The sequence below is a fragment of the Vibrio sp. 1288 genome (assembly GCF_033344475.1).
The window spans coordinates 41,965-67,175 of record NZ_JAWPOX010000022.1; the positions used below are offsets into that span (position 1 = coordinate 41,965).

The window sequence follows — 25,211 nt, forward strand, 5'->3', positions numbered from 1 at the left end:
AGTTTCTGCCACCAACTAACGGAGAGTAACGATGGCCGGCGCAAAAGAGATACGTAATAAAATCGGTAGTGTTAAAAGCACTCAGAAAATTACGAAAGCGATGGAAATGGTAGCAGCTTCAAAAATGCGTCGTTCTCAAGATGCAATGGAAGCTTCTCGTCCATACGCTGAAACAATGCGTAAAGTGATCGGTCATGTGGCTAACGCAAACCTAGAGTACCGTCATCCGTACCTAGAAGAGCGTGAAGCTAAACGTGTTGGTTACATCATCGTTTCGACAGACCGTGGTCTGTGTGGTGGTTTGAACATTAACGTGTTCAAAAAAGCCGTTACAGACATGCAAGCATGGAGAGAGAAAGGTGCTGAGATTGAGCTAGCCGTTGTTGGCTCAAAAGCAACAGCTTTCTTTAAACATGGTGGCGCAAAAGTTGCGGCACAGGTTTCTGGTCTTGGAGATAATCCAAGCCTACAAGACCTAATCGGCTCTGTTGGCGTAATGCTGAAGAAATACGATGAAGGTGAACTGGACCGTCTATATGTAGTATTCAACAAGTTTGTTAATACTATGGTTCAGCAACCAACGATCGATCAATTGCTACCTTTGCCTAAATCGGACAGCGAAGAGATGCAGCGTGAGCATTCATGGGACTACATCTATGAGCCTGAACCAAAACCTCTACTGGATACGCTATTAGTGCGTTACGTAGAGTCTCAGGTATACCAAGGTGTGGTTGAGAACCTTGCTTGTGAGCAAGCGGCTCGAATGATTGCGATGAAGGCTGCAACGGATAACGCAACCAGTTTGATTGACGATTTGGAACTTGTGTACAACAAAGCCCGTCAGGCTGCGATTACACAAGAACTATCAGAAATCGTTGGTGGTGCAGCTGCGGTTTAAGCTTAGGTAAAACGAAATAGTTTAGAGGATTAACGATGGCTACAGGTAAGATCGTACAGATCATCGGTGCGGTAGTCGACGTAGAGTTCCCACAGAGCAATGTACCTAGTGTATATGACGCTCTAAACGTAACGGACTCAAAAGAGCGTCTAGTTCTTGAAGTTCAACAACAGCTAGGCGGTGGCGTAGTTCGTTGTATCGTAATGGGTAGCTCTGATGGTTTACGTCGTGGAGTAGAAGTGGTTAACACTGGCGCTCCAATTTCAGTACCAGTAGGTACTAAAACTCTAGGTCGTATCATGAACGTCCTAGGTGACGCGATTGACGAGCGTGGTGAAGTGGGTGCGGAAGAGGTTTACTCTATCCACCGTAGTGCACCAAGCTACGAAGAGCAATCAAACGAAATTGCACTTCTAGAAACGGGCGTTAAAGTAATCGACCTAATTTGTCCATTCGCTAAGGGTGGTAAAATCGGTCTATTCGGTGGTGCAGGTGTAGGTAAGACCGTTAACATGATGGAACTTATCAACAACATCGCACTACAGCACTCAGGTCTATCAGTATTTGCTGGTGTTGGTGAGCGTACTCGTGAAGGTAACGATTTCTACTACGAGATGCAGGAAGCGGGCGTTGTAAACGTTGAGAAGCCTGAAGAATCAAAAGTAGCGATGGTTTACGGTCAGATGAACGAGCCACCAGGTAACCGTCTACGTGTTGCACTGACTGGTCTAACAATGGCAGAGCGTTTCCGTGACGAAGGTCGTGACGTACTACTGTTCATTGATAACATCTACCGTTACACACTTGCAGGTACAGAGGTATCAGCACTACTAGGTCGTATGCCTTCTGCGGTAGGTTACCAGCCAACTCTTGCAGAAGAGATGGGTGTACTTCAGGAGCGTATCACGTCAACGAAATCAGGTTCTATCACGTCTGTACAGGCGGTATACGTACCAGCGGATGACTTGACTGACCCGTCTCCAGCAACAACGTTCGCGCACTTGGATGCAACGGTTGTACTTAACCGTAACATCGCTGCAATGGGTCTATACCCTGCGATCGACCCGCTAGATTCAACATCTCGTATGCTTGATCCACTAGTCGTTGGTCAAGATCACTACGAAGTTGCTCGTGGTGTTCAGCAGACTCTTCAGCGCTACAAAGAGCTGAAAGATATCATTGCTATCCTAGGTATGGACGAGCTATCTGAAGAAGATAAGCAAGTTGTATCTCGTGCACGTAAGATTGAGCGTTTCCTAACTCAGCCTTACCACGTAGCAGAAGTATTTACAGGTGACCCTGGTATTTACGTACCTCTAAAAGAGACTCTACGTGGCTTTAAAGGTCTACTAGCTGGTGAATACGACGACATTCCTGAGCAGGCATTTATGTACTGCGGTAGCATCGACGATGCTATTGAGAATGCGAAGAAGCTATAAGGCTAACTAGGAGGCGATATGGCAGCAATAACCTTTCACCTAGACGTAGTAAGCGCTGAGAAGAAAATCTTCTCTGGTCGTGTTGAAACGTTTCAGGTGACCGGTAGCGAAGGTGAACTTGGTATTTTCCATGGTCACACACCGCTGCTGACCGCTATCAAGCCTGGTATGGTGCGTATTGTGAAACAGCACGGCCACGAAGAAATTATTTATGTTTCTGGTGGTATGGTAGAGATTCAGCCTGGTACAGCGACTGTACTAGCTGATACAGCTATCCGTGGTGAAGAGCTAGACGCAGCGAAGGCAGAAGAAGCCAAACGCCGCGCTGAGGAGCAAATCCAGAATCAGCATGGTGACATGGACTTCGCACAAGCGGCCAGTGAACTGGCTAAAGCCATTGCTCAGCTACGAGTTATCGAGCTGACAAAAAAGCGTCGCTAAGCTCAATTAGCAACGTTGCATGAAAAAAGGCGGCCAATTGGTCGCCTTTTTGATTAATTTTAGTTGGAAATTTACCTTACTCCATTAACTATTTTAAAAGAGCTGTTTAAAATAACGGCCAATTAACATAAAACGTCAATAGGTTATCAATGAAATTCAGTGCTGTGATTCTTGCAGCGGGTAAAGGTACCCGTATGCATTCGAACATGCCTAAAGTGCTACACACTTTGGCAGGCAAGCCAATGGCAAAACATGTTATCGATACATGTACAGGTCTTGGCGCACAAAACATCCACTTGGTCTTTGGTCACGGTGGTGATCAAATGCAAACCACTCTTGCAGAAGAGCCTGTAAATTGGGTGCTTCAAGCGGAGCAGTTAGGGACAGGTCATGCGGTTGATCAAGCGTCTCCGAAGTTTGAAGACGATGAAAAAGTACTGGTGCTTTACGGTGATGTTCCACTGATTTCATCTGAAACGATTGAAAACCTATTAGATGCACAGCCAACTGGCGGTATTGCACTACTAACAGTGATTCTAGATAACCCGACAGGCTATGGTCGTATTATCCGTAAGAATGGTCCTGTTGTGGCGATCGTTGAGCAAAAAGATGCAACAGAAGAACAAAAACAAATTAAAGAGATCAACACTGGCGTGATGGTTGCGACTGGTGGGGATCTTAAGCGTTGGTTGTCTGGCTTAAACAACAACAACGCACAAGGCGAATACTACCTAACTGACGTTATTGCAGCTGCACACGATGAAGGTCGTGCCGTTGAGGCAGTACACCCAGTCAATGCCATTGAGGTGGAAGGGGTCAACGACCGCGCACAGCTTGCTCGTCTAGAGCGTGCTTTCCAGTCAATGCAAGCTCAGAAGCTACTAGAGCAAGGTGTCATGCTACGCGATCCAGCACGCTTTGATTTGCGTGGTGAGTTACAGTGCGGTATGGACTGTGAAATCGACGTGAATGTTATCGTCGAAGGTAAAGTTTCACTGGGTGATAACGTGGTTATCGGTGCGGGTTGTGTACTGAAAGATTGTGAAATCGACGACAACACCATCGTTCGCCCTTACAGTGTGATTGAAGGTGCAACGGTTGGTGAAGAATGTACGGTTGGTCCATTTACTCGCCTTCGTCCTGGTGCTGAAATGCGTAACGATTCCCATGTGGGTAACTTCGTTGAAGTGAAAAATGCGCGCATCGGAGAAGGTTCAAAAGCGAACCACCTAACTTACTTAGGTGATGCAGAGATCGGTCAACGTACTAACATCGGCGCAGGTACTATCACTTGTAACTACGATGGTGCGAACAAGTTTAAAACCATCATCGGTAATGATGTATTTGTTGGTTCTGATAGCCAGCTGGTGGCGCCTGTCACTATCGCTGATGGCGCAACCATAGGTGCAGGCACGACACTAACAAAAGATGTTGAAGAAGGTGAGTTAGTAATTACTCGCGTCAAAGAGCGCAAAATTACTGGCTGGCAGCGTCCTGTAAAACAGAAATAAACATTACCTGCACTCACTCTATCGCTATACTGTCAAAGCCGCTCAACAAGAGCGGCTTTGTTGTTTCTAGCTCAGGCTTCATCGTTAGTAGCTAGGAATAGCAATACGTTTTTCGAGCCAACGAACGGCTTGAGATACAAATAGGATGAGCAACAAGTACTCCAAAACGAGGAAGGTATAAATCTCTAAGGGTAAGTACTCATTCACCACCAGCTCATTAGCACGGCGAGTGAGATCGCTTAAACCAATCACGCTGACTAAAGAACTCATCTTGAGAATGTAGACAAATTGATTGCCCAGTGGAGGGAGGATTTGTCGAAATGCTTGGGGAAGAATTACCAAGCGCATCTTTTGCCAATAGCTTAAGCCCAAAGATTCAGCCGCTTCATGCTGGCCACGGCTGATAGCTTGTATTCCACCGCGAAATACTTCCGCCATAAACGCGCTCTCAGCGATAGTCAGTGCAATAACACCCGCCCAAAAGTGATTGAGTGAGACATCCAATAGCGTAGGCATGCCGTAATACACCCAAAGTAGTAAGACTAAAACTGGCACTGAACGGATCACCTCGACATAAATACGGTTTATCCACTTCAGAGAGGCTGAGTCCGACAGAGCGGGTAACGCAACGATCAGACCCAAGCTCATCGCAAATAACATACTGAGGAGTGATACCTGAATGGTGTCATTAAACCCAGCGATTAAAAACTTTAGATTGGTGAGCCCTTGATCCGTCGAAGGGTCAAGTACATACCAGCCCCATTGATAATCTGAACAACCAGTGAGTAATAGCAGTGAAAACAGCCATAGAGTTCGAAACGTCACATTTACTCCCTGAATTAACTAAAAAACTTCCTTTGTTGCTGCTATGTTATCAGTAGAGCTCTAATAAAGGTTAATTATTAAACCGTATAAGGTCATTATTTTTAAGGGAATAAAAATGAGAAAGATTTTACTAGTGCTAGGAATGTGTTTGCTTGCTGCGACTCAAGTCGCTCACGCTGAAAGCCGTCTTCAATCCATTTTAGACAATGGCGTACTCCGAGTTGGAACGACGGGAGATTGGAATCCGATGACGATGAAAGACCCCGCGACAAACAGTTATCGTGGCTTCGATATCGATGTAACAACAGAACTTGCTAAAGATCTCGGTGTAAAAGTGGAGTATGTGCCCACGGATTGGAAGACGCTAGTTAATGGCATTACCGCCAACAAATACGATATTACTGGCAGCGCATCTCTGAACATGTCTCGCGCGAAAGTAGCTGGATATAGCCAGCCATATTTCTACCTTTCCTTTGTACCTGTGGTGCAAAAGAAAGATCTCGCCAAATTCTCTGATTGGGCGGATTTTAATAAACCAGAAGTAAAAGTCGCGGCGACGTTAGGTACGGTACAAGAAAAAATGGTGAAAGAGTTCTTCCCGTCTGCTCAGCATATTGTTATTGAAGCGCCAGCGCGCGACTTCCAAGAACTACTAGCTCGCAGGGCCGATGTATCGGTGACGTCCAATGTGGAAGCAGCGACGTTGGTGGATAAGTTTAAACAGTTGGCGATAGTGCCAGTGACCGCACCGCGTAAACCAACCCCAATTGCTATGTTGTTGCCGCAAGACGATCAAGTATGGATTAATTACATCAATCACTGGGTAGAGTTGAAAAAGACTCAAGGCTTTTTTAAGCAGACTGCCAAGAAATGGGGGTTGAAAAGCTTATAAACAGAAAGAGCCGCATTGCGCGGCTCTTTTTATTATCTGAACGATTAAAGTTCGTCTTCACTCACGACTCGGGCGTTGTCAGGAGTCGTAAAGTGCTTGGATAATTCGCGATTCGACAGAATGTATCCCATCCACAGCCCACCCATACAGATGATGATTGCGATGCCAGTAACCATCTGAGCTTGGCTTGCCATTGCGGCTACCAATGCACTTGAGAAGCTACTTACACAGATTTGCAGGCTGTTTTGCAGACCTGCTGCTGTTGCAGGGCTCTGTTGTGCGCTGGCCAGTGCACGGTTTACCACGATTGGGTACAGCGCGCCGTTAGCAACGGCAATCAAACAGAATGGCGCAAGAATAGGCCAAATCGATGACAGATCCCACTGTGAAGCAATGAAAATCATTAATGCCGCGACACTAAATAGGCCAATCAGTTGGCGCAGAACCTTTTCATCACCAAATTTTCGAACGCCTACTTTACCTAAGTAGCCACCAGCCATAAACGCGATGGTTTGTGGGATAAAGCTCAAACCAATATCTTTTGCTTCGTAGCCCAGTTGCGCCATGATTTCTGGCATCCCAGTTAGGTAAGCAAAGAATGCAGCTGAAGCCGTCGCAAACATAAACACGTTGCCAAGGTATTTTTTAGAACTCAGCAGCGCTTTGATGTCGGCAGACATACTGGTTTGTTTGATTTCTGCTTTCTCGTCTTTTTGTGCCATGGTCGCAAAGACCAAAAAGACACCAACCAGTGTTAGCGTAATAAAGATACTGTGCCAGCCGAAGTTATCTGCCAACACAACCCCTAATTGAGGTGCTAGTGCTGGTGATAGCGCGACGAGTGGCATGATTGTCGCAAAAATTTGTTGGCTACTGCTTGAGTAGCGCTTAATGACCATAGCCTGCCAGATCACGGCTGGTGCACACACACCGATAGCTTGGATAAAGCGCAGTGTGAGTAGTTGCCATACTTGATCACAGAAAGCCAAACCGAATGACGCGATAGTAAATAACACCAACCCGGCTGCGAGTGTATTACGATGGCCAAATTTATCGGATGCCAATCCCCACATTAGTTGGCCAATCGCCATACCAACGAGGAATACCGTTAAAGAGAGCGCAATTTGCTCAGGGCCTGTTGCAAAGTCGATTTCCATCGCTTTGAATGCTGGCAGATACATATCGGTAGCAACGAAGCCAAGCATCGATAATGCTGCCAGATAAATGAGCTGTAGTTTTGAGATTTTCATGATTCAACCAGTCAAATTATTTAATCATTTTTTAATCAACATCAGTTGGCGCCAACCCTGATTTATTTACCTTATTATTCTATTTTTCGATTTTGAGAAAATAAAACGCTAAAATTGTTGGTTATCAATCAAATTTTTTGAAAGGTTAAATCATGTTCTCTAAAGCGTCTTTGGAAATGCTGGATACGGTTGCCCGTTTAGGCAGTTTCACCGCTGCGGCTGAGGTATTGCATAAAGTCCCCTCAGCCATCAGCTATGGAGTAAGGCAGGTCGAGCAAGATCTAGATGTGGTGCTGTTTCGACGTTTACCAAGGAAAGTCGAGCTAACTCCAGCGGGTGAACTTTTTATGGCCGAGGCGCGCTCTTTGCTGCGTCAAATGGAAGAGGTGAAAGCACAAACGCGGCGAGCGGCTCAAGGATGGAAAAGCACGTTAAAGCTGACCTTAGATAACGTGGTGAAGTTAGAAAAACTCAAACCTTTAGTGGAAGATTTTTATCGCGAGTTTGAATTTGCTGAATTGCAGATCAATATGGAGGTCTTCAATGGTTCTTGGGAAGCCATAGCACAAGGTCGAGCCGACATTGTCGTTGGCGCGACATCTGCGGTTCCCGTTGGGGGAGATTTTGAAGTCAAAGATATGGGCGTATTAGATTGGGCATTTGTAATGTCACCCGCTCATCCTTGCGTTCGACAACAAGTGCTTACTGAAGAGTTTGTGAGTCAATTTCCGGCGATCTGTCTTGATGATACTTCGAATGTGCTGCCAAAACGCCATACTGGCCATTATTCGCAACAGCGCCGATTATTATTGCCCAATTGGTATAGTGCGATTGAATGTTTAAAAAATGGGGTGGGCGTGGGTTACATGCCACGTCATATTGCAACACCCTTAATCAATGATGGTGTGCTGGTGGAGAAGGTCATGCCGGATGATAAACCGCTCAGTCACTGCTGCTTAGTATGGCGCAAAGATGATAATCATAAATTGATCCAGTGGATGGTGGACTATCTTGGGTCGCCTAATCAGCTACATAAAGATTGGTTACAGTCATAAAAAACACCTCGCATTAGCGAGGTGTTTTCATTGATATGTTTAAAATGTGGCGTTTTATGACAAGAAAAACTTATACGATGGGTTGTCTGTCTCGTCTTTGCATTGATAGCCAAGTTCACGTAAATGTGCAGAAAACTGAGCTAAATCGCTTTCATCTAACTCGAAACCACATAAAACGCGTCCGTAGTCAGCGCCGTGGTTACGGTAGTTGAACAAGCTGATATTCCAATGAGTACCGAGTGTGCTTAAGAACTTAAGTAGCGCCCCAGGATACTCTGGGAATTCAAAGCTGTAGAGGCGCTCTTTAAGCGGCTTAGACGGCTTACCACCAATCATGTAGCGCACGTGCAGCTTCGCCATTTCATCATCAGACAAATCAACCACTGGGTAGCCACCATCACGTAAGTCGCGAATGATATGTTCTAGCTCTTCCTGACCGCCTTGCAAACGCACACCGACAAAGATATTTGCCAATGCGTCATCGTTGTAGCGGTAGTTAAACTCTGTCACGGCACGGCCGCCAATGAGATTACAGAACTCAAAGAAAGCACCTTGACGCTCAGGGATGGTGACGGCAAGCAGACCTTCACGTTTTTCACCAAGCTCGCAGCGTTCAGAAACATAACGCAGACCGTGAAAGTTGGTGTTTGCGCCAGACAATACCGTACCTAGGTTTTTGTCTTTCAGCTTGTTCTGTTCAGCAAACTTCTTCAAACCTGCCAGAGCAAGTGCGCCCGAAGGCTCAGCAATGGCGCGAGTGTCTTCAAAGATGTCTTTTACGGCTGCGCAGATTTCATCGCTAGAGACGGCAATATGGCCATCAATGTACTTTTGGCATAGACGGAAAGTCTCTTCGCCAATGCGTTTTACAGCGACGCCATCGGCAAACATGCTGACCTGGTCTAATACTACTGGTTCACCTGCATCCAATGCCGCTTTGAGGCATGAAGAATCTTCTGGCTCGACCGCAATCACTTTGATTTCTGGCATTAGCTGCTTCACGAGTACCGCAACACCGGCAGCCAAACCGCCACCACCGACAGGGACGAAGATGTAATCAAGGTGACCATTTTGCTGCAGCATTTCCATGCCTATGGTGCCTTGACCTGCAATCACCAGTGGGTGATCGAAAGGAGGGACAAATGTGTACCCATGCAGATCAGAAAGGCGTTCCGCTTCCGCTTTTGCCTCATCAAAGTTGCTGCCGTGCAGCACTACATTGCCACCGAAGCTACGTACCGCATCGACTTTGATGTCTGGTGTGGTTTTGGGCATCACGATGGTGGTCTTGATGCCTAGCTTAGTACCAGAGAGCGCCATGCCTTGAGCGTGGTTACCTGCCGATGCTGCAATGACACCAGCGGCTTTTTGTGCTTCAGATAAACTCGCCACCATGTTGTATGCACCGCGCAATTTGAACGAGTGTACGGGTTGGCGATCTTCACGCTTGATCTGCACGTTATTCCCGATACGTGCAGATAAACGAGGCATTTCTTGCAGTGGCGTCACTGTTGCTACTTCATAAACAGGTGCGCGAAGGATTTGGCGCAGATAATCTGCGCCAGTTTGGTTCACTTGTTTTTCGGGTTGAGCTTCCATCATTGCTAGCCCTCTAGCTTCGACTTGTCTCGTACTGCACCCTTGTCAGCACTGGTTGCCATACTCGCGTACGCTTTGAGTGCAAAGGAAACTTCACGTTGGCGGTCAACTGGTTTCCAGCCTAGTTCGTCTTGTTTTGCACGGCGCTCAGCAAGTTCTTGTTCAGACACTTGGAGTGAAATTGAACGGTTTGGAATATCAATTGCGATCATATCGCCTTCTTTTACCAGGCCAATTGCACCGCCGTTTGCTGCTTCAGGAGAGGCGTGACCGATTGACAGACCTGATGTGCCGCCAGAGAAACGGCCGTCAGTCAGAAGTGCACACTCTTTGCCAAGGCCCATCGATTTTAGATAAGTGGTTGGGTAAAGCATTTCTTGCATGCCCGGACCACCTTTAGGGCCTTCGTAACGGATAACAACCACGTCGCCTGCTTTTACTTTGCCACCCAAGATGCCTTCTACGGCGTCTTCTTGGCTTTCGAAAACTACGGCTGGGCCAGTGAATTTATGAATGCTCTCATCCACACCAGCAGTCTTAACGATACAACCATCTAATGCGATGTTGCCTGATAGAACGGCTAGACCACCTTCTTGGCTAAAGGCATGATCGATAGTACGAATACAACCTTCCGCACGGTCGTCATCAAGGCGATCCCAGCGGCAATCTTGTGAGAACGCTTGAGTAGTACGAATACCCGCGGGACCTGCGCGGTAGAACTTAAGTACTTCTTCGTCTTCAGTTTGGATGATGTCGTATTTCGCCAGCTGCTCTTTCATCGAAAGGCCAAGCACGGTGCGCGCATCATTGTGTAGAAGACCTGCACGATCTAACTCACCAAGAATTGCCATGACGCCACCAGCGCGGTGTACGTCTTCCATGTGATATTTCTGGGTAGATGGTGCCACTTTACATAGGTGTGGTACTTGGCGTGATAGGCGATCGATATCTTCCATATCGAAATCCACTTCACCTTCTTGCGCTGCAGCCAACAGGTGCAAAATGGTGTTGGTTGAGCCACCCATTGCAATATCCAGTGCCATCGCATTTTCGAACGCATCAAACGTAGCGATGTTGCGTGGCAGTGCTGATTCGTCATCTTGCTCGTAGTAACGACGAGTCAGTTCAACGATGCGACGACCTGCATTAAGGAACAGCTGTTCACGGTCTGCGTGCGTTGCCAGCATAGAACCGTTACCTGGTTGAGAAAGACCCAGTGCTTCCGTTAGACAGTTCATTGAGTTTGCAGTGAACATGCCTGAACACGATCCACACGTTGGACATGCGCTGCGTTCGATCTGCTCGCTTTGCTCATCAGACACTTTTGGATCCGCGCCTTGGATCATCGCATCTACAAGGTCTAGTTTGATGATCTGATCAGAAAGCTTGGTTTTACCCGCTTCCATTGGACCACCAGAAACAAAGATAACAGGGATGTTAAGACGCATAGATGCCATCAACATTCCTGGAGTGATTTTGTCACAGTTAGAGATACATACCATGGCATCGGCACAGTGCGCGTTGACCATGTATTCTACTGAGTCTGCGATCAGTTCGCGTGAAGGCAGTGAGTACAGCATGCCGCCGTGACCCATTGCGATACCATCATCAACCGCGATGGTGTTGAATTCTTTCGCAATACCGCCAGCTTTTTCGATTTCGCGTGCTACAAGCTGACCCATGTCTTTCAGGTGTACGTGACCCGGAACAAATTGAGTAAACGAGTTTACAACGGCGATGATTGGTTTACCGAAGTCTTCTTCTTTCACACCCGTTGCACGCCACAGTGCTCGTGCACCCGCCATGTTACGACCATGTGTGGTGGTAGCTGATCTATATTTTGGCATTTCCTAATCCTTCTTACTTCTGTTCTGGGTACACATAGTCTAACCAGCCCCACTTATCTTCCGTGGTGCCGTCAAATAGGCCAAAGTAGGCTGCTTGTAGTTCTTTAGTGATAGGGCCGCGCTTACCAGTGCCCACTTCAATCTTGTCGATGGTTGCCACTGGTACAATCTCAGCCGCAGTACCTGTCATGAAGACTTCATCGGCAAGGTAAAGGGCTTCACGAGCAATGTTCGCTTCACGTACTTCGTAGCCTTTATCGCGTGCAATTGTCATGATCGAGTCACGAGTGATGCCCGGTAGAATCGCGCTAGTTGCTGGTGGTGTGGTGATTACGCCATCTTTGATAACGAAGATGTTTTCACCAGCCCCTTCCGATAGGTAACCATCTACGCTTAGCGCAATACCTTCGTCGTAACCGTGACGACGCGCTTCACCACCAACCAGTAGTGAAGATAGGTAGTTACCGCCTGCTTTAGCCGCAGTTGGGATGGTGTTTGGCGCAGCGCGATTCCAGCTTGAAATCATCGCATCGACACCTTTTTCTAGCGCTTCTTCGCCTAAGTAAGAGCCCCAAGGAAATGCTGCAATGATTAGATCCATCTCAGTGCCAACTGGTGGACATACGCCTAAGCCAACATTACCGACAAAACCCAATGGACGAATGTAAGCGCTGTCGAGTTTGTTTTGGCGCAGTGTTTCGCGGGTCGCTTCCATGATTTCTTCTACAGAGAAAGGGATCGGAAAGCGGTAAATCTTGGCAGAATCTTTTAGACGTTGTGCATGCTCACGGTGACGGAAGACAATTGGGCCTTTTGGTGTGTTGTAACAGCGCACTCCTTCAAACACGGATGTACCATAGTGCATTGCGTGAGTCAGAACGTGAACGTTCGCCTCTGCCCATGGAACCATCTCACCATTAAACCAAATGAAATCTGCAGTTTTCGTTGCCATTTGTTGCCTTCCTTATGCACTTACGTGTTGTTGTAAGTTGTGATTTGGCAGTTCATCGTTGCGGATTTTTAGCACCTCAACCTTACGAACGTCCCACAACTTCTCTATTTGATTGATCAAAAACGAGATTGGTCGATCGCTGTCGACGATGATCTCGACGCTGGCTACTTTGCTTTCGTGGTTTTGCGTAGCAGCGACTTGTTTGATCACGAAGCCTCGGTGACGAATCACACGTAGAACGCGCTCCAACAGTACCGGTTTGTCATCGGCTTTGATGTCGAGTAAATATCTGTCCATGCGATTGTCTCCTATGTATTTTCCAACATATCACTGTTTGATGCGCCAGGTGGCACCAATGGCCACACGTTTTCTTCTTCATCAATCAAAACGTGAAGCATGTAAGAAGTTTCACTCGCTAGCATCTCTTTGAGAGCAGGTTCGACTTCTTCTTTCTTGGTGATGGTTTTGCCCGGGATATCGAACGCTTTTGCTAACATCACGAAATCTGGGTTGTCATCAAGAATGGTTTCACTGTGGCGACCGTCAAAGAACAATGACTGCCATTGGCGAACCATGCCAAGACGTTGGTTATTAAGAAGGACAATCTTCACTGGAATCTGACGACGCTTCAGCGTGCCCAATTCCTGAACGTTCATCATAAATGAACCGTCACCTGTAATAAGGATAGACTGATCATCAGGACGTGCGACTGCAGCACCCATCGCCGCTGGCAAGCCAAAGCCCATGGTGCCAAGGCCAGCAGAAGTGATGAAATTTTGTGGTTCGCGTGGCTGGATATGTTGCGCTGCCCACATCTGGTGCTGACCGACGTCGGTCGAGACAATTGAGCTATCTGGCATCATGTCAGACAGCTGTTTAAGCAATAGCGGTGCGTAGATTAACTCGCCCGGGTGGTCGTAACGCCACTTAAAGCCGCTGCGCAGACTTTCACTGTGATGAACCCACGGTGAGATATCTTGAGTCAGTTCTAGCTGAGGGAGAATGGTGTTGATGTCGCCACGTAATGGTGCGTTGGCGTGGCGCAGTTTATGAATCTCCGCAGCATCAATGTCGATGTGAATCACTTTCGCATTTGGTGCAAACGTATCGAGCTTACCCGTCACACGGTCATCAAAACGCGCGCCAACCACAATCAATAGATCGGCTTCTTGAACCACTAGGTTAGCGGCTTTGGTGCCATGCATACCCAACATACCAAGATAGTGGGGATCATGGCGTTCAATGGTACCGAGGCCTTTTAATGTGCTAACTGCAGGCATTGGGTTTAAGCGAAGAAATTCGCGTACTGCATCGGTTGCTTTCGCAAGTTGCACGCCACCACCAACATACAACACTGGGCGAGTAGATGCTGCCAGCACATCTTGCGCACGTTTGATATCTTCAGCGCTGACATCTTCGATTGCTGGTGCTATGTATGGAGGAAGAAGGTCTGTGGGTGCTTGAGCGAGTTGAACGTCTTTGGCGATATCGACAATGACTGGACCCGGACGACCGGTTTTTGCGACCTCAAAGGCTTCGGCAAGTGTCGGAGCTAGATCTTCAATTTCGGTCACGAGATAGCTGTGCTTAGTACAGGCTAGGGACATTCCGATCACATCCATTTCTTGGAATGCATCGGTACCGATATGAGAGCTAGCAACCTGGCCTGTGATGGCAACTAGAGGTACGGAGTCAAGGAAAGCGTCGGCAAGGCCGGTAACAAGGTTAGTGGCTCCTGGGCCAGAAGTTGCCATGCACACAGCAACGTCTTGAGTGGAACGAGCCATCCCGATAGCTGCCATAGCGGCCCCTTGCTCGTGACGGCATAGGATGTGTTCCACCCCACCGTCATACAAAGCATCATAGATTGGCATGATGGCCCCGCCGGGGTAGCCAAAAACGGTTTCGATGCCTTGCTGTCTTAAAGCGGCTACGACAAGTTGTGCACCAGTCATCGTAAACCTCCTTTGCTACGTTGTGGCTCGTAGCGATTGCCATATTTATTGCACTTCATGTGCACTCCCATTCTTCCCGTTAAACTGTCCGAGGGTTAGACAGATGACAACTTGTAGTTGTAAAAAAACCCCCGGACTTTTCAGTGCGGGGGTTTTTTGTAATTTGTGGTTACCTTTCGCCCACAATACCCCGCGCGGTGCCAATAATGACCACGATAATCAGGGCTAGCAGTGCGTTGATATGAGCGAAAAGGTTCATCTGTCTGTCGTTCTTTTTTCGTTAAAAAATGTTGTGTAATGTTCTACGAAATTGTTTGCGTCATTAGTGGTATCACACAATTCCGCTGCATGACAAGCAAAAAGTCATTCTTTTTTCACATTAACTCTCAATTGGGACGCGGTATATAACATAACCAACCAGATAAAACATTTGTTTACAGAGTGTTCAAAAAAATTGAGGAACGTATGGGGCTGGCAATCATTCATAGTCGAGCAAGCGTCGGGGTGCAAGCGCCATCGGTTAGTGTAGAAGTTCATATCAGCAACGGCATGCCAGGGTTTACCTTAGTAGGCTTGCCAGAGACAACGGTAAAAGAGTCCAAAGATCGCGTACGCAGTGCGATCATTAATTCTAACTTTCAATTTCCTGCTAAGCGGATCACCGTGAACTTGGCTCCGGCAGATCTACCCAAGGAGGGAGGACGTTTTGATCTTCCTATTGCATTGGGAATTTTGGCCGCTTCGGAGCAAATCGCGACAGATAAGCTCAAAAACTACGAATTTGTTGGTGAGTTAGCACTATCTGGTGGTCTGAGGCCTGTAAAAGGTGTGCTGCCTGCTGCGCTGGAAGCTAGTAAGATTCAACGCCATTTGGTCGTCCCACATGTGAATGGCGATCAGGCGGCGCTGGTGGGGAAGGAACAACATAAATCGGCCCAATCATTACTGGAAGTATGTGCCGAGCTTTGTGGTCAACATCGACTGAATCTTTTTCAAACGCCTAAGCGAAAAACGATCGAAAAACATGGTCGAGACTTACAAGATATTATTGGCCAACAACAAGGTAAGCGAGCACTGGAGATTGCTGCCGCTGGAAACCACAACTTACTTTTCCTTGGCCCGCCAGGTACTGGAAAAACGATGTTGGCTTCGCGTTTGTGTGACTTATTACCGGAAATGAGTGACGAAGAAGCAATGGAAACCGCTTCGGTGGCATCGTTGACTCAGAGTGAAATTAATGAGCATAACTGGAAGTCGCGTCCGTTTCGTTCTCCGCATCATTCAAGTTCAATGGCGGCATTAGTCGGTGGTGGCTCGGTACCCAGACCAGGGGAGATCTCTTTAGCCCACAACGGGTTATTGTTTCTCGATGAAATGCCCGAATTTGATCGTAAAGTTCTAGACTCGTTACGCGAACCGCTCGAATCTGGCGAGATCATTATCTCTCGAGCGCAAGGTAAAACACGCTTTCCGGCTCGCTTCCAATTAGTTGGAGCATTGAACCCAAGCCCGACAGGATATTACGAAGGCAATCAAGCGCGCACCAATCCACAAGCTATTTTGCGCTACCTTGGTCGATTATCTGGACCACTGTTAGATCGCTTTGATATGTCTTTAGAAATCCCAGCTTTGCCCAAAGGGACATTAGCAGAAGGAGGTGATCGCGGTGAGCCGACTGCTATCGTAAAAGCGCGTGTGAGCCATGCGCGTAACAATATGCTAAACCGCAGTGGTAAGGTCAATGCACTGTTAGGTAGTCGAGAAATTGAGGCGTTTTGTCCCTTGCATAAGAGTGATGCTGAGTTTCTTGAAACCGCTTTGCATCGTTTAGGGCTCTCGATTCGTGCGTATCATCGTATTATCAAAGTGGCGCGAACAATCGCCGATCTGGATGGGGCGGAGCAAATTGAACGAACGCACTTGGCTGAAGCACTTGGGTATCGAGCGATGGACCGTTTGCTGAAACAGCTTACGGCGCAAGCGGTATAGAGACATGCAAAATGTCATCGCAACAAGTGTTGTGAGCGCCTTGTTGCGATGAAGGACGTTAGAAGGTGTAGTTGAGACCAAGCGACAATAGGTACTCTTTCTCCTCATAAAACGTGATATTCGAGTCAGTTTGGCTATAGCCGGCTAAAGAAATGAACGACCAGTCTTGCCAGTCAAATACGTTTTGATATTCGTAGGCCGCAAATAGGCTGATGGTGTCGTCATTTCGTGTTTTAGCAAAAGTTTGGCTAGCGGCTTGATAGTCTTTCCATGCATAACCCGCTGTGAGGGCCAATCGATGGCGGTTGATAAATTTAAACCAGCTAATGTCAAATCCGTACGAATCAAATGACTCCGCTTTACCGTCGGCATCTTGATTGATGTAGGTGAAAGCGGGTTGCAACATAGACGTTTGGTTGAGTGGAATGCGATAGTCGCCTTTGACATAGTAAAGGTTAGCATCGCGAGCAAGTGAGCGGTCTGTCACTTCCTCCTGCTCGATGTCTTTATCAGCATAAGCAAGATCAAGGTTGAAGTTTTTATCAATTAACCCTTTGATCTGAAAGCGATACGCATTGCCGTCAACATCCGTCTCTTTACGTGCGGTTCCTACTTGATAAGGGTTGCGCCAAGTTTCGCCTTTGAGTACCGTCGGCAGATAGGAAACATCGAGCACGGTGCCAGATTGTAGCTCGTGTTGATAGCCCAACTGAAAAGCGAGTGTACCTACCGCGACATCTGAGCGTGTGGTACCGGCGTAAACTTGGTGGTTGAGTCGGCTACCAAAGGTGTATGTCACACTCCCTAGCGGTGCAGCGATAACGGAACTGTCACTATCGGCACGCTTATCGAGAGAATCGATGGTGTTACTATTTTCTGTATTGAAATTGGATTCTGATGATATGAATCCGGCATTCAGCGAAATTTCACCGCCAAAACCTGCGGTTTCAGCGAGTTGAGCCTGAGCAGAACTGACGACAAAGGCCAAAGGCAAGAGAAGTAGCCTTGGTTTCATTCGTTATCTCCTTGTTGTCGAATGAGTGGTGCACATATTGGTTGCGGTAACAAATCTGACCATTTCCACGCATGTTCCAATGTGGCAAAGGCGCAGTATAATTACACGCTGTTTTATTCTTCACACATTATCACTGTTGTTTGACTATCATGTTGGCATATTTGTTATTTTTTTTTAACGCTTCTTTTGTGATTCTCAATTCTGCGGTTTGTTCACTCGCAATTTGTGTTATCGCTGTATTTAAAATATTGCTTCCTGGCGTAAAGCTAAAAGCGATAGCGACCGTTTGTGCCAATAAGGTGATGTGGTTATGGGCTACCGTTAATGCGTGCATTCTGGCGGTATCTAACCGTGTTGAGTGGGATGTTCAGGGCGGTGAAGCGCTTAAAAAAGACGGGTGGTATCTGCTGATCAGTAATCATCTCAGTTGGACAGATATTGTTGTGCTTTGCTGCGTGTTTAAAGACCGTATTCCCATGCCGAAGTTTTTCCTCAAGCAACAACTGCTGTATGTGCCTTTCATCGGGATGGCGTGTTGGGCGCTCGACATGCCATTTATGCGTCGCTATTCGCGAGAGTATCTGATCCGCAATCCTCATAAGCGAGGTCAAGATTTAGAAACGACACGTCGCTCGTGCGCTAAATTCAAACACACTCCAACCACAGTGGTTAACTATGTCGAAGGAACCCGATTTACCGAAGAAAAGCAGCGTAAGAGTAAAGCAAACTATCAATATTTGCTGCAACCAAAATCGGGCGGGATTGCGTACACGTTAGCGGCGATGGGGGAACAGTTCGAGAGCATTATCGACGTTACGTTGGCGTACCCAGAAAATACGCATAAACCGTTCAAGGATTTATTGATGGGCCGCATGAGCAAGGTGGTTGTGCGTGTAAATGTGTTACCCGTTGATGAAAGAGTGCTTGGTGATTACTTCAACGATAAGCCCTATAAGCGGCAATTTCAACAATGGCTGAGTGATGTGTGGCAAGAAAAAGATCGGTTACTACAAGAGATTTACAAGTAAACAAAAGGGGAGCGACGTGCTCCCCTTTTGATTGATATCGATGTGCTTATTTTAGTGTCAGCAAGTAGTTCACCAGAGAGAAGTACTCATCCATCGTTTTGATGCTTTGTGCTTGAACTAGGTATTTGTTGTTAACGATAACCGCAGGAACGCCGGTTAGACCGCTGTTTTCAAATTGCTTGTCCATACGGCGAACCATTGAATCAACCGCGAAGCCTTTGAATGCAGAATCGAATTTTTTCGCATCTACACCTTCATCAAGGAAGATTTGACGAAGTTCTTCATCATTACGTGGTGCTTTCTTTAGATTGTGGATGCGGTTAAACATCACTGGCACCATTTTGTCTTCCACTTTTAATGCAACCATCGTTGCGTAGGCTTTGCTCATTGATGGGCCCATGTTGCCACCCATGAAAGAAACGTGGTTTTTTAATAGCTTAGTACCTTCTGGTAACTGCTTTTTCAGTTGCTGGATAACCGGTTCAAAGCTATTACAGTGCGGGCAGTAGAAAGAGAAAAACTCCGTCACAAGAGGTTTTTTTGATGCCTCAAGATCCAATACTTTGTAATGTTCACCTTCTTTGAATTGCGCTGCATGTGCCGACAGGCTTAACATCAGCATAGAAAACAGTGCGAACAGTTTTTTCATCGAAATATCTCCATTTTTGAATTTTTGGCCTGACTTACCACTGAGGCATTAAAGACAGCGGTGCTTCTTCTAAAGCGGCGATCTGCTCTTTAAATGCAAGGACCTGACCTTCCCAGTATTTTGGCTCATTAAACCATGGAAAAGCGAGAGGAAATGCAGGGTCATGCCAACGTTTTGCTAGCCATGCCATATAGTGCACCATTCGTAGACCGCGAAGTGGCTCGATTAGTTTCAATTCTGCAGGATTAAAGTCGCAAAACTCTTGGTAAGCCTCTAAAACAATATCCAACTGCATCAGTTTGTCTTGGCGTTCACCGTTCAATAGCATCCATAAGTCTTGTACTGCAGGGCCGTTACGAGCGTCATCCAAATCAACAAACATAGGGCCATCTCGCCACAAAATATTGCCTGGGTGGCAATCGCCATGCAAACGAATCATATTGAAGCCTTCGTGCCAGTGGCTTTCAATTGATTTGATCAGCATATCCAAGTCATTGAAGAAGCTGTTCTCCAAGTGCATTGGAATCATATTGGCGTTTTGCAGAATCTCTCTTGGTTGATACAGGTATTCTTGTAAGCCGATCGTAGGGCGATGTTGGAAGGCTTGGCGACTGCCGACTTTATGGATGCGGCCAAGGAAACGCCCTACACCTTCGAGCTGATCTAAATTGTCAACCTCGTATTGGCGACCACCCACGCTATCAAACAGCGCAAAAGCATAGCCTTGATAGTGATGCAGGGTTTCACCGTTGATGCGCACAGGTGGTGCGATGGGGATCTCATTGCCAATCAGCTCTAAAGTAAAGTTGTGCTCCTCTTGGATCTGTTCATTGCTCCAACGTTCAGGACGATAGAACTTCACGACGTAGCGACGACGCTCTTCATCGGTAAATTGATACACACGGTTTTCGTAGCTATTGAGGGGAAGAAAGCCTGATTCTGCGCGAACGCCGATGCTTTCTAACGCGTACCACATAAAGTCTGGGGTAAGGGCGTCAAAGTTAAACATACTTTGGGACATATAAACAAAAAGGCTCATTACTGAGCCTTTTTCCGTTAGTCACTGAAGTAGCACTATAGTTTTTTAATAAAACGGCTTTCTACTTCAATGGTGAATTCGTTGCTCTTATCGGTGAGTATAAACTGAATTGTCGTAATCGCAGAGTTTAGCTTGTCAGGATCGGCACCAAGACTCATTGGCAGGTTCAATACCTCACCTGGCTGGACCTGAATTGTCTGCTTACCATACCAGCTTACATCGGATAGCCCTTCAACATCCAACGAGTACTCTTGCACTTGCTGAGTTTTGTTGATCACCTTGAGGGTGTAGGTGTTTTCTACTTCTCCCGAGCTATTAACGCGGAACAGTTGGTTACGGTCGCGAATAACACTCATGCCGGCTGGGTCTACCGCTGCAATTTGGGCAAAGAAAAGACCGACCATGACGAGTAGTACGGCACCATAGCCTAGCAGCTTCGGACGCATGACTTTGGTACTCTTACCCGATAAGCGATGCTCGGTGGTGTAACTAATTAGGCCTTTCTCGTAGCCCATGCGATCCATGGTGTTGTCACACGCATCAATACAGGCGCCACAGTTGATACATTCATACTGCAAGCCGTCACGAATATCGATACCTGTTGGGCACACCTGCACACACAAATCACAATCAATACAATCACCCAAACCAAGTTGCTTTGGATCGGCTTTACGCGGACGTGGGCCACGTTTTTCCCCACGTTTTGCATCATAGCCAACGATAAAGGTGTCTTTATCAAACATGGCAGACTGAAAGCGCGCGTAAGGACACATGTGAATACACATGATGGAACGCATCCAACCAGCATTACCGTAAGTACAAATGGCAAAGAACATTACCCAAAAGACGGGCCAGAAGTTGGCGTTAAAAGTGAAAAAGTCGATAACCAATTGCTTCATTGGAACGAAGTAGCCAACAAAAGTAAAACCAGTGGCGAGCGCAATGGCAAACCAAGCTATATGTTTGATGGTTTTGCGCATCGCTAAATTCGCCGTCAGCTTATTGGAGTCCTGCTTACGACGCTTATTGGCGCTGCCCTCTAGCTTCTCTTCAAACCAGATATACATGAAGGTCCAGACGGTTTGTGGGCAGAGATAGCCACACCAAACCCGACCTAAGAAGGTGGTAATAAAGAACAACCCAAACGCCGCGATCACAAACAGCAAGGCGAGTAGGGTAAGATCTTGTGGGTACAGTGTGGTACCGAAAAAGTTGAACTGCTGGTTGCCAATATCAAGCAAGATCGCTTGACGTTCACCGTAAGGAATCCACGGTATCAAAGCGAAGAGAAGCAGTAAGAACCAACCACCGTAACGACGCAGTTTCTGGTAAGTCCCTTTGCTTTCGCGTACATAGATGCGATTACTTGGGTTGAACCGATCCCCGTTTCCTTTATGGGTTTTGGGATTATAGGTTTTAGGAGTCACATCTTTGATATCGATCTTGTCCTGACTCATGCACTCATCCTTCTTAGGCTTTTATAATGTACGGCGTCATTTCTATTGATGTCGCTCGATGACATTGCTGCTCGTTCCGTCATAAAGATGACCGAACATAATTATTTTAGTAAATACTGATGAACGGCGATTATACAATCAATAACAATTCCGTTTCTTTAACGCAGTCAATGTTTAACAACAAAAATCAGTACAGTTAACCTGATAATTGGCTGAACAGTTATAACCAATTGTGGGACTAAAAACTTTGGTTATAAAAAAGCGACTCACAGAGAGAGTCGCTTAAAGAATACTGGCTGTTGAGCTGGTTATTTGATGATGCCACGAGCGCGTAGGATCGCCGTTTTAAAATCGTCCTCTTGGTCTTTTTTGAGTCCAGGGATCATTTCATCTTTGCTGCTATTACGCATTTTAAGGTGGTAGATCAGTACATCGTCGGTCAGATCTTCTAGCTTTCCTTTATAGCCTGCTTCTTTTGCCAGCTTAACGATGAACTGCAAGAGGTTCAGCTCTTGATCTTTATGCCATTCAGGCTCTAGTAGCTCAAGCAGCTCTTCAATGCGATGACACTTCATTTCTTTCTCCACAGAATTTATAGGTGTAATTAGCAGTAAAGGTACCAAATTGCTTTGCTAAGACCAAATAGGAAAAACTATCTCTTTCACTGTAGTTTGTTCTAAGTCTTTGAAGCTTTATGAGTCGCGTGCAAAGAAAAAAGCGCAGCTGGCGCCGCGCTTTTGATTAAGCTGCTTTGATAACTTTGGCCGGAACACTCGACATCATTGCTGTCTTCTCAACCAATGTCATTGCTGGCGCAACTTGCTTTGCCTTTGGTGCAGTAGTAAAGCCACTGCGGCGGCGCATTGCACTAGTATTAGTGTGTGCGAACCTGACTGTTGTTGGGCGCATTAATTTACCTAACTGTCAGGCATATCCATTGCCGATGTAATGGCCTGAATCATTATGAGCTAGGCTCCAACAAGATTGAAGAATCACTCTTCTGGCTCTCGCCAATCCAGTTAATGAGTCAGGAATACCGATATGCATGCATATCAAGTGTAAGATTAGCATCCTTGTAATAATTGGTCGATAGTTGAGCAATTGAATTGTTTAGATTTTGTCATTTTGTCGCGATGTTCGAGGCAATTTTTGTTTGATCCCACGATCAGCAGTAGTAGTATGAGATCTCGATGAAGGAGGTGCCTATGTCATTTTTGAAGAAGACACTTGCCAGTTTTGGGATTGGGAGCGCGAAGGTAGACTCAATCTTAAACCAAGACGTGCTATACCCAGGTCAAAGCGTGGATGTGTCGATCCATGTATATGGTGGTGCGACTGAACAAGCGATCGACAACATTGATTTAAAACTCTGTTGCCGCTACATCGCAGAAGCCCCTGATGACCGTGGTGCGCGAGAAGGACACAGCATGCGCCGAGTACCTCAAACTCATGTGCTTGCTAAGTGGAGTCTCCCTTACGCATTTACCATCCATTCCGGCGAAGAGCGTACCTTCGATGTTAAGCTCGATGTGCCTTGGAACACGCCTGTCACCATTGGTGATGCCAAAGTATGGTTAGAAACTGGCTTAGACGTTGCTGCTGCTTTGGATCCGACTGATAAAGACATCCTCACCGTCCGACCTGATCCACTGATGGATGCGGTACTATCTGCATTTGAAGCGCAAGGTTTACGAATTCGCCAGGTGGAATGCGAGGAAGTGAAAGGATTCGATCTACCATTTGTGCAAGAGTTTGAACTGGTGCCAACCGACGGACCTTACCACGGCGTGTGGCGCGAATTAGAATTTGTTGCCCACCGCAGTGAGCAAGAGCTCAAGTTGTGGTTTGAAGTTGACCGCACACGCAAGGGGCAAGGTGGCATGCTCGCGAGCTTACTGGGTAGTGGCAAACTCAAGCGAGAGCTGACCATCCCTGCCACGACTAAGCCAGATCAAGTTGGCGAACTGGTACTCAATTATCTCGATCAAACTACTGCCGTTCATGAGTCTTAATTTAAGCTTACACGTGTAAGCCTAATGTGCCATACTAGAGCAAATTTCAAACTCTAGTATAGGCGCATTGATGTCCGAGCTGCAGAAACCTCAATACAGTCAACGTGAAGAACTGGCCAATACCATCACCCACGGTATAGGGATGATTTTTGGTATTGTTGGCTTGATACTGCTGTTAGTTAAAGCCATAGACCATCAAGCTGACACTTTAACGCTTACCAGTATGGCGATTTATGGTGCGAGTATTATCGTGCTATTTTTGGCCTCGACGCTCTATCATGCGATCCCTCATCCCAAAGCGAAACGTTGGCTAAAAACCTTCGACCACTGTGCTATTTATCTTTTGATAGCAGGCAGCTATACCCCTTTCTTGTTAGTCAGCTTAAGAACACCTCTAGCATTTGGGTTGATGATCGTTATTTGGAGCATTGCGTTGATCGGCATCATCATGAAAGTTGCGTTCGTCTATCGATTTAAAAAGCTTTCTTTGATGACGTATTTGGTGATGGGATGGTTATCGTTGATTGTGATTTATCAGTTGGCGATCAACTTGGATGTCGGCGGACTTACACTGCTTGCTGCTGGTGGAGTTGTGTATTCACTGGGCGTGATTTTCTACGTTGCGAAGCGCATTCCCTTTAACCATGCGATTTGGCACGGCTTTGTTTTGGCTGGCTGCGTGTGCCATTTCTTTGCTATTTATTACTTTGTTGAGCCTATCTAGCCGATAGGCTCAACAAAGAATATTAAACACGTATTAGCGAGTTTTTACCTCTAGCACTTTGGCAGAAAACTGGTATTGCTGTGATTGCGGTACAGCCAATTTAATGCTCTTACCTTGTTCCGCTTGCTGTGGTCGCAGGTAGGTATCCGCCATGCGCTTGATGGATTGCCAAACCGTCACGTTTTCTTTTGCCAGTTGCTGACCAGACATATCAAACACTTGCACCTCAACTTCCACTTGAATGACAGATTGAGAGCTTTGGTTAGTGATTGATGTAGGCAAAATAAGCTCACCGCTTTGATAGCTTGCTGAACCAATCAATACATCCACACCTGAATCTGATAGCTGCATGGTTGGCTTTTTGGCGTTTACCACCACGGTCGTGCCAACGGTTTTCGTTACCACAGGAATTGTCGCAATCGCAGGAGCTGCGATTGTTTCAACTACGCTTGCTGTTGTTTGTGTCTCCGTCGCTTGCTGCGCCGGTTTTTTCATGACGTACTCCCAGGTAAAGTCATCGTTCAACTTCACTTCTCGACCATCGGCTAAAGTGATGACCTCGGCGGCGTATGTGGATGAGGCGGCAAGTAGGGTCGCCAGAGTAATCCATGTTTTCATTGTTATACCTTTTAAT

At 46.6% G+C, this 25,211-nt stretch carries 24 protein-coding genes; 10 read left to right on the forward strand and 14 right to left on the reverse strand.

Translation table 11 applies throughout. The features are described from left to right. The first annotated feature begins 31 nt into the window (after positions 1-31). The 4 genes from atpG to glmU all read left to right on the forward strand — a co-directional run bounded on the left by atpG (position 32) and on the right by glmU (position 4,289). Positions 32-898 carry a F0F1 ATP synthase subunit gamma gene (gene atpG, locus R8O11_RS16470; protein WP_005378932.1) on the forward strand — a complete coding sequence of 289 codons (867 nt, stop codon included), beginning with the start codon at positions 32-34 and terminating at the stop codon, positions 896-898. A gap of 35 nt (positions 899-933) precedes the next feature. Beyond that, entirely contained in the window at positions 934-2,337 is a 1,404-nt protein-coding gene (gene atpD, locus R8O11_RS16475) for a F0F1 ATP synthase subunit beta (RefSeq protein WP_005383849.1), read from the forward strand. 18 nt (positions 2,338-2,355) lie between these two features. Then, on the forward strand, positions 2,356-2,778 hold the full coding sequence (locus R8O11_RS16480; RefSeq protein WP_005378937.1) for a F0F1 ATP synthase subunit epsilon: 423 nt from the start codon (positions 2,356-2,358) through the stop codon (positions 2,776-2,778). 149 nt (positions 2,779-2,927) lie between these two features. Then, the gene (gene glmU, locus R8O11_RS16485; protein WP_318194281.1) at positions 2,928-4,289 is read left to right on the forward strand and encodes a bifunctional UDP-N-acetylglucosamine diphosphorylase/glucosamine-1-phosphate N-acetyltransferase GlmU; all 1,362 of its coding nucleotides are present in this window, start codon (positions 2,928-2,930) and stop codon (positions 4,287-4,289) included. An 84-nt stretch (positions 4,290-4,373) separates the two neighbouring features. Here glmU and R8O11_RS16490 read toward each other — a convergent pair whose 3' ends face one another. Further along, complete coding sequence (locus tag R8O11_RS16490; protein WP_005383852.1) at positions 4,374-5,114, reverse strand: amino acid ABC transporter permease; 741 nt, start codon at positions 5,112-5,114, stop codon at positions 4,374-4,376. Positions 5,115-5,229: 115 nt separating this feature from the next. On the opposite strand from R8O11_RS16490, the gene R8O11_RS16495 reads away from it, so the two are divergent. Continuing rightward, complete coding sequence (locus R8O11_RS16495; RefSeq protein ID WP_054579442.1) at positions 5,230-6,006, forward strand: transporter substrate-binding domain-containing protein; 777 nt, start codon at positions 5,230-5,232, stop codon at positions 6,004-6,006. Positions 6,007-6,050: 44 nt separating this feature from the next. Here R8O11_RS16495 and punC read toward each other — a convergent pair whose 3' ends face one another. Continuing rightward, complete coding sequence (punC, locus tag R8O11_RS16500; RefSeq protein ID WP_054579443.1) at positions 6,051-7,256, reverse strand: purine nucleoside transporter PunC; 1,206 nt, start codon at positions 7,254-7,256, stop codon at positions 6,051-6,053. Between the two features lie 152 nt (positions 7,257-7,408). Between punC and punR the strand changes: the two genes are divergently transcribed. Then, complete coding sequence (gene punR, locus R8O11_RS16505; RefSeq protein ID WP_213872076.1) at positions 7,409-8,311, forward strand: DNA-binding transcriptional activator PunR; 903 nt, start codon at positions 7,409-7,411, stop codon at positions 8,309-8,311. A 54-nt stretch (positions 8,312-8,365) separates the two neighbouring features. Here the strand turns inward: punR and ilvA are convergent, their stop codons facing one another. The 5 genes from ilvA to ilvG are packed head-to-tail and all read right to left on the reverse strand — an operon-like array spanning position 8,366 to position 14,664. Continuing rightward, complete coding sequence (gene ilvA / locus R8O11_RS16510) at positions 8,366-9,913, reverse strand: threonine ammonia-lyase, biosynthetic (RefSeq protein ID WP_318194282.1); 1,548 nt, start codon at positions 9,911-9,913, stop codon at positions 8,366-8,368. A 2-nt stretch (positions 9,914-9,915) separates the two neighbouring features. Beyond that, positions 9,916-11,757 (reverse strand): dihydroxy-acid dehydratase, encoded by a 1,842-nt coding sequence (ilvD, locus tag R8O11_RS16515; RefSeq protein WP_005383859.1) that lies wholly within the window; start codon positions 11,755-11,757, stop codon positions 9,916-9,918. 13 nt (positions 11,758-11,770) lie between these two features. Next, the gene (ilvE, locus tag R8O11_RS16520) at positions 11,771-12,709 is read right to left on the reverse strand and encodes a branched-chain-amino-acid transaminase (RefSeq protein WP_005378953.1); all 939 of its coding nucleotides are present in this window, start codon (positions 12,707-12,709) and stop codon (positions 11,771-11,773) included. A gap of 12 nt (positions 12,710-12,721) precedes the next feature. Next, on the reverse strand, positions 12,722-13,006 hold the full coding sequence (gene ilvM, locus R8O11_RS16525) for an acetolactate synthase 2 small subunit (RefSeq protein WP_005378958.1): 285 nt from the start codon (positions 13,004-13,006) through the stop codon (positions 12,722-12,724). A gap of 11 nt (positions 13,007-13,017) precedes the next feature. Further along, the gene (gene ilvG / locus R8O11_RS16530) at positions 13,018-14,664 is read right to left on the reverse strand and encodes an acetolactate synthase 2 catalytic subunit (protein WP_005378960.1); all 1,647 of its coding nucleotides are present in this window, start codon (positions 14,662-14,664) and stop codon (positions 13,018-13,020) included. 465 nt (positions 14,665-15,129) lie between these two features. Between ilvG and R8O11_RS16535 the strand changes: the two genes are divergently transcribed. Beyond that, positions 15,130-16,653 (forward strand): YifB family Mg chelatase-like AAA ATPase, encoded by a 1,524-nt coding sequence (locus R8O11_RS16535; protein WP_005383862.1) that lies wholly within the window; start codon positions 15,130-15,132, stop codon positions 16,651-16,653. A gap of 58 nt (positions 16,654-16,711) precedes the next feature. Here the strand turns inward: R8O11_RS16535 and R8O11_RS16540 are convergent, their stop codons facing one another. Beyond that, positions 16,712-17,668: a DUF2860 domain-containing protein gene (locus R8O11_RS16540; protein WP_005379034.1), complete on the reverse strand. Its 957-nt coding sequence runs from the start codon at positions 17,666-17,668 to the stop codon at positions 16,712-16,714. A gap of 149 nt (positions 17,669-17,817) precedes the next feature. Here R8O11_RS16540 and R8O11_RS16545 point away from each other — a divergent pair, with 149 nt between their 5' ends. Next, on the forward strand, positions 17,818-18,696 hold the full coding sequence (locus R8O11_RS16545; RefSeq protein WP_017821568.1) for an acyltransferase: 879 nt from the start codon (positions 17,818-17,820) through the stop codon (positions 18,694-18,696). 46 nt (positions 18,697-18,742) lie between these two features. On the opposite strand, the gene R8O11_RS16550 is transcribed toward R8O11_RS16545, so the two are convergent. The 5 genes from R8O11_RS16550 to R8O11_RS16570 all read right to left on the reverse strand — a co-directional run bounded on the left by R8O11_RS16550 (position 18,743) and on the right by R8O11_RS16570 (position 22,750). Then, positions 18,743-19,345, reverse strand: coding sequence for a thiol:disulfide interchange protein DsbA/DsbL (locus R8O11_RS16550; RefSeq protein WP_005379036.1), 603 nt, complete (start codon positions 19,343-19,345; stop codon positions 18,743-18,745). Positions 19,346-19,379: 34 nt separating this feature from the next. Continuing rightward, positions 19,380-20,366 (reverse strand): serine/threonine protein kinase, encoded by a 987-nt coding sequence (locus tag R8O11_RS16555; RefSeq protein WP_031780853.1) that lies wholly within the window; start codon positions 20,364-20,366, stop codon positions 19,380-19,382. Between the two features lie 53 nt (positions 20,367-20,419). Beyond that, positions 20,420-21,841: a cytochrome c oxidase accessory protein CcoG gene (gene ccoG, locus R8O11_RS16560; protein WP_042523886.1), complete on the reverse strand. Its 1,422-nt coding sequence runs from the start codon at positions 21,839-21,841 to the stop codon at positions 20,420-20,422. 308 nt (positions 21,842-22,149) lie between these two features. Next, positions 22,150-22,416 (reverse strand): YihD family protein, encoded by a 267-nt coding sequence (locus tag R8O11_RS16565; RefSeq protein WP_005379040.1) that lies wholly within the window; start codon positions 22,414-22,416, stop codon positions 22,150-22,152. A gap of 166 nt (positions 22,417-22,582) precedes the next feature. Next, complete coding sequence (locus tag R8O11_RS16570; RefSeq protein WP_005379043.1) at positions 22,583-22,750, reverse strand: hypothetical protein; 168 nt, start codon at positions 22,748-22,750, stop codon at positions 22,583-22,585. 296 nt (positions 22,751-23,046) lie between these two features. Here R8O11_RS16570 and R8O11_RS16575 point away from each other — a divergent pair, with 296 nt between their 5' ends. Both R8O11_RS16575 and trhA read left to right on the forward strand, forming a co-directional pair. Next, positions 23,047-23,853: a sporulation protein gene (locus R8O11_RS16575; protein WP_005379045.1), complete on the forward strand. Its 807-nt coding sequence runs from the start codon at positions 23,047-23,049 to the stop codon at positions 23,851-23,853. A gap of 70 nt (positions 23,854-23,923) precedes the next feature. Continuing rightward, the gene (gene trhA / locus R8O11_RS16580) at positions 23,924-24,577 is read left to right on the forward strand and encodes a PAQR family membrane homeostasis protein TrhA (RefSeq protein WP_025768918.1); all 654 of its coding nucleotides are present in this window, start codon (positions 23,924-23,926) and stop codon (positions 24,575-24,577) included. 33 nt (positions 24,578-24,610) lie between these two features. On the opposite strand, the gene R8O11_RS16585 is transcribed toward trhA, so the two are convergent. Next, entirely contained in the window at positions 24,611-25,195 is a 585-nt protein-coding gene (locus R8O11_RS16585; protein ID WP_005379050.1) for a DUF3157 family protein, read from the reverse strand. Positions 25,196-25,211 lie beyond the last annotated feature (16 nt).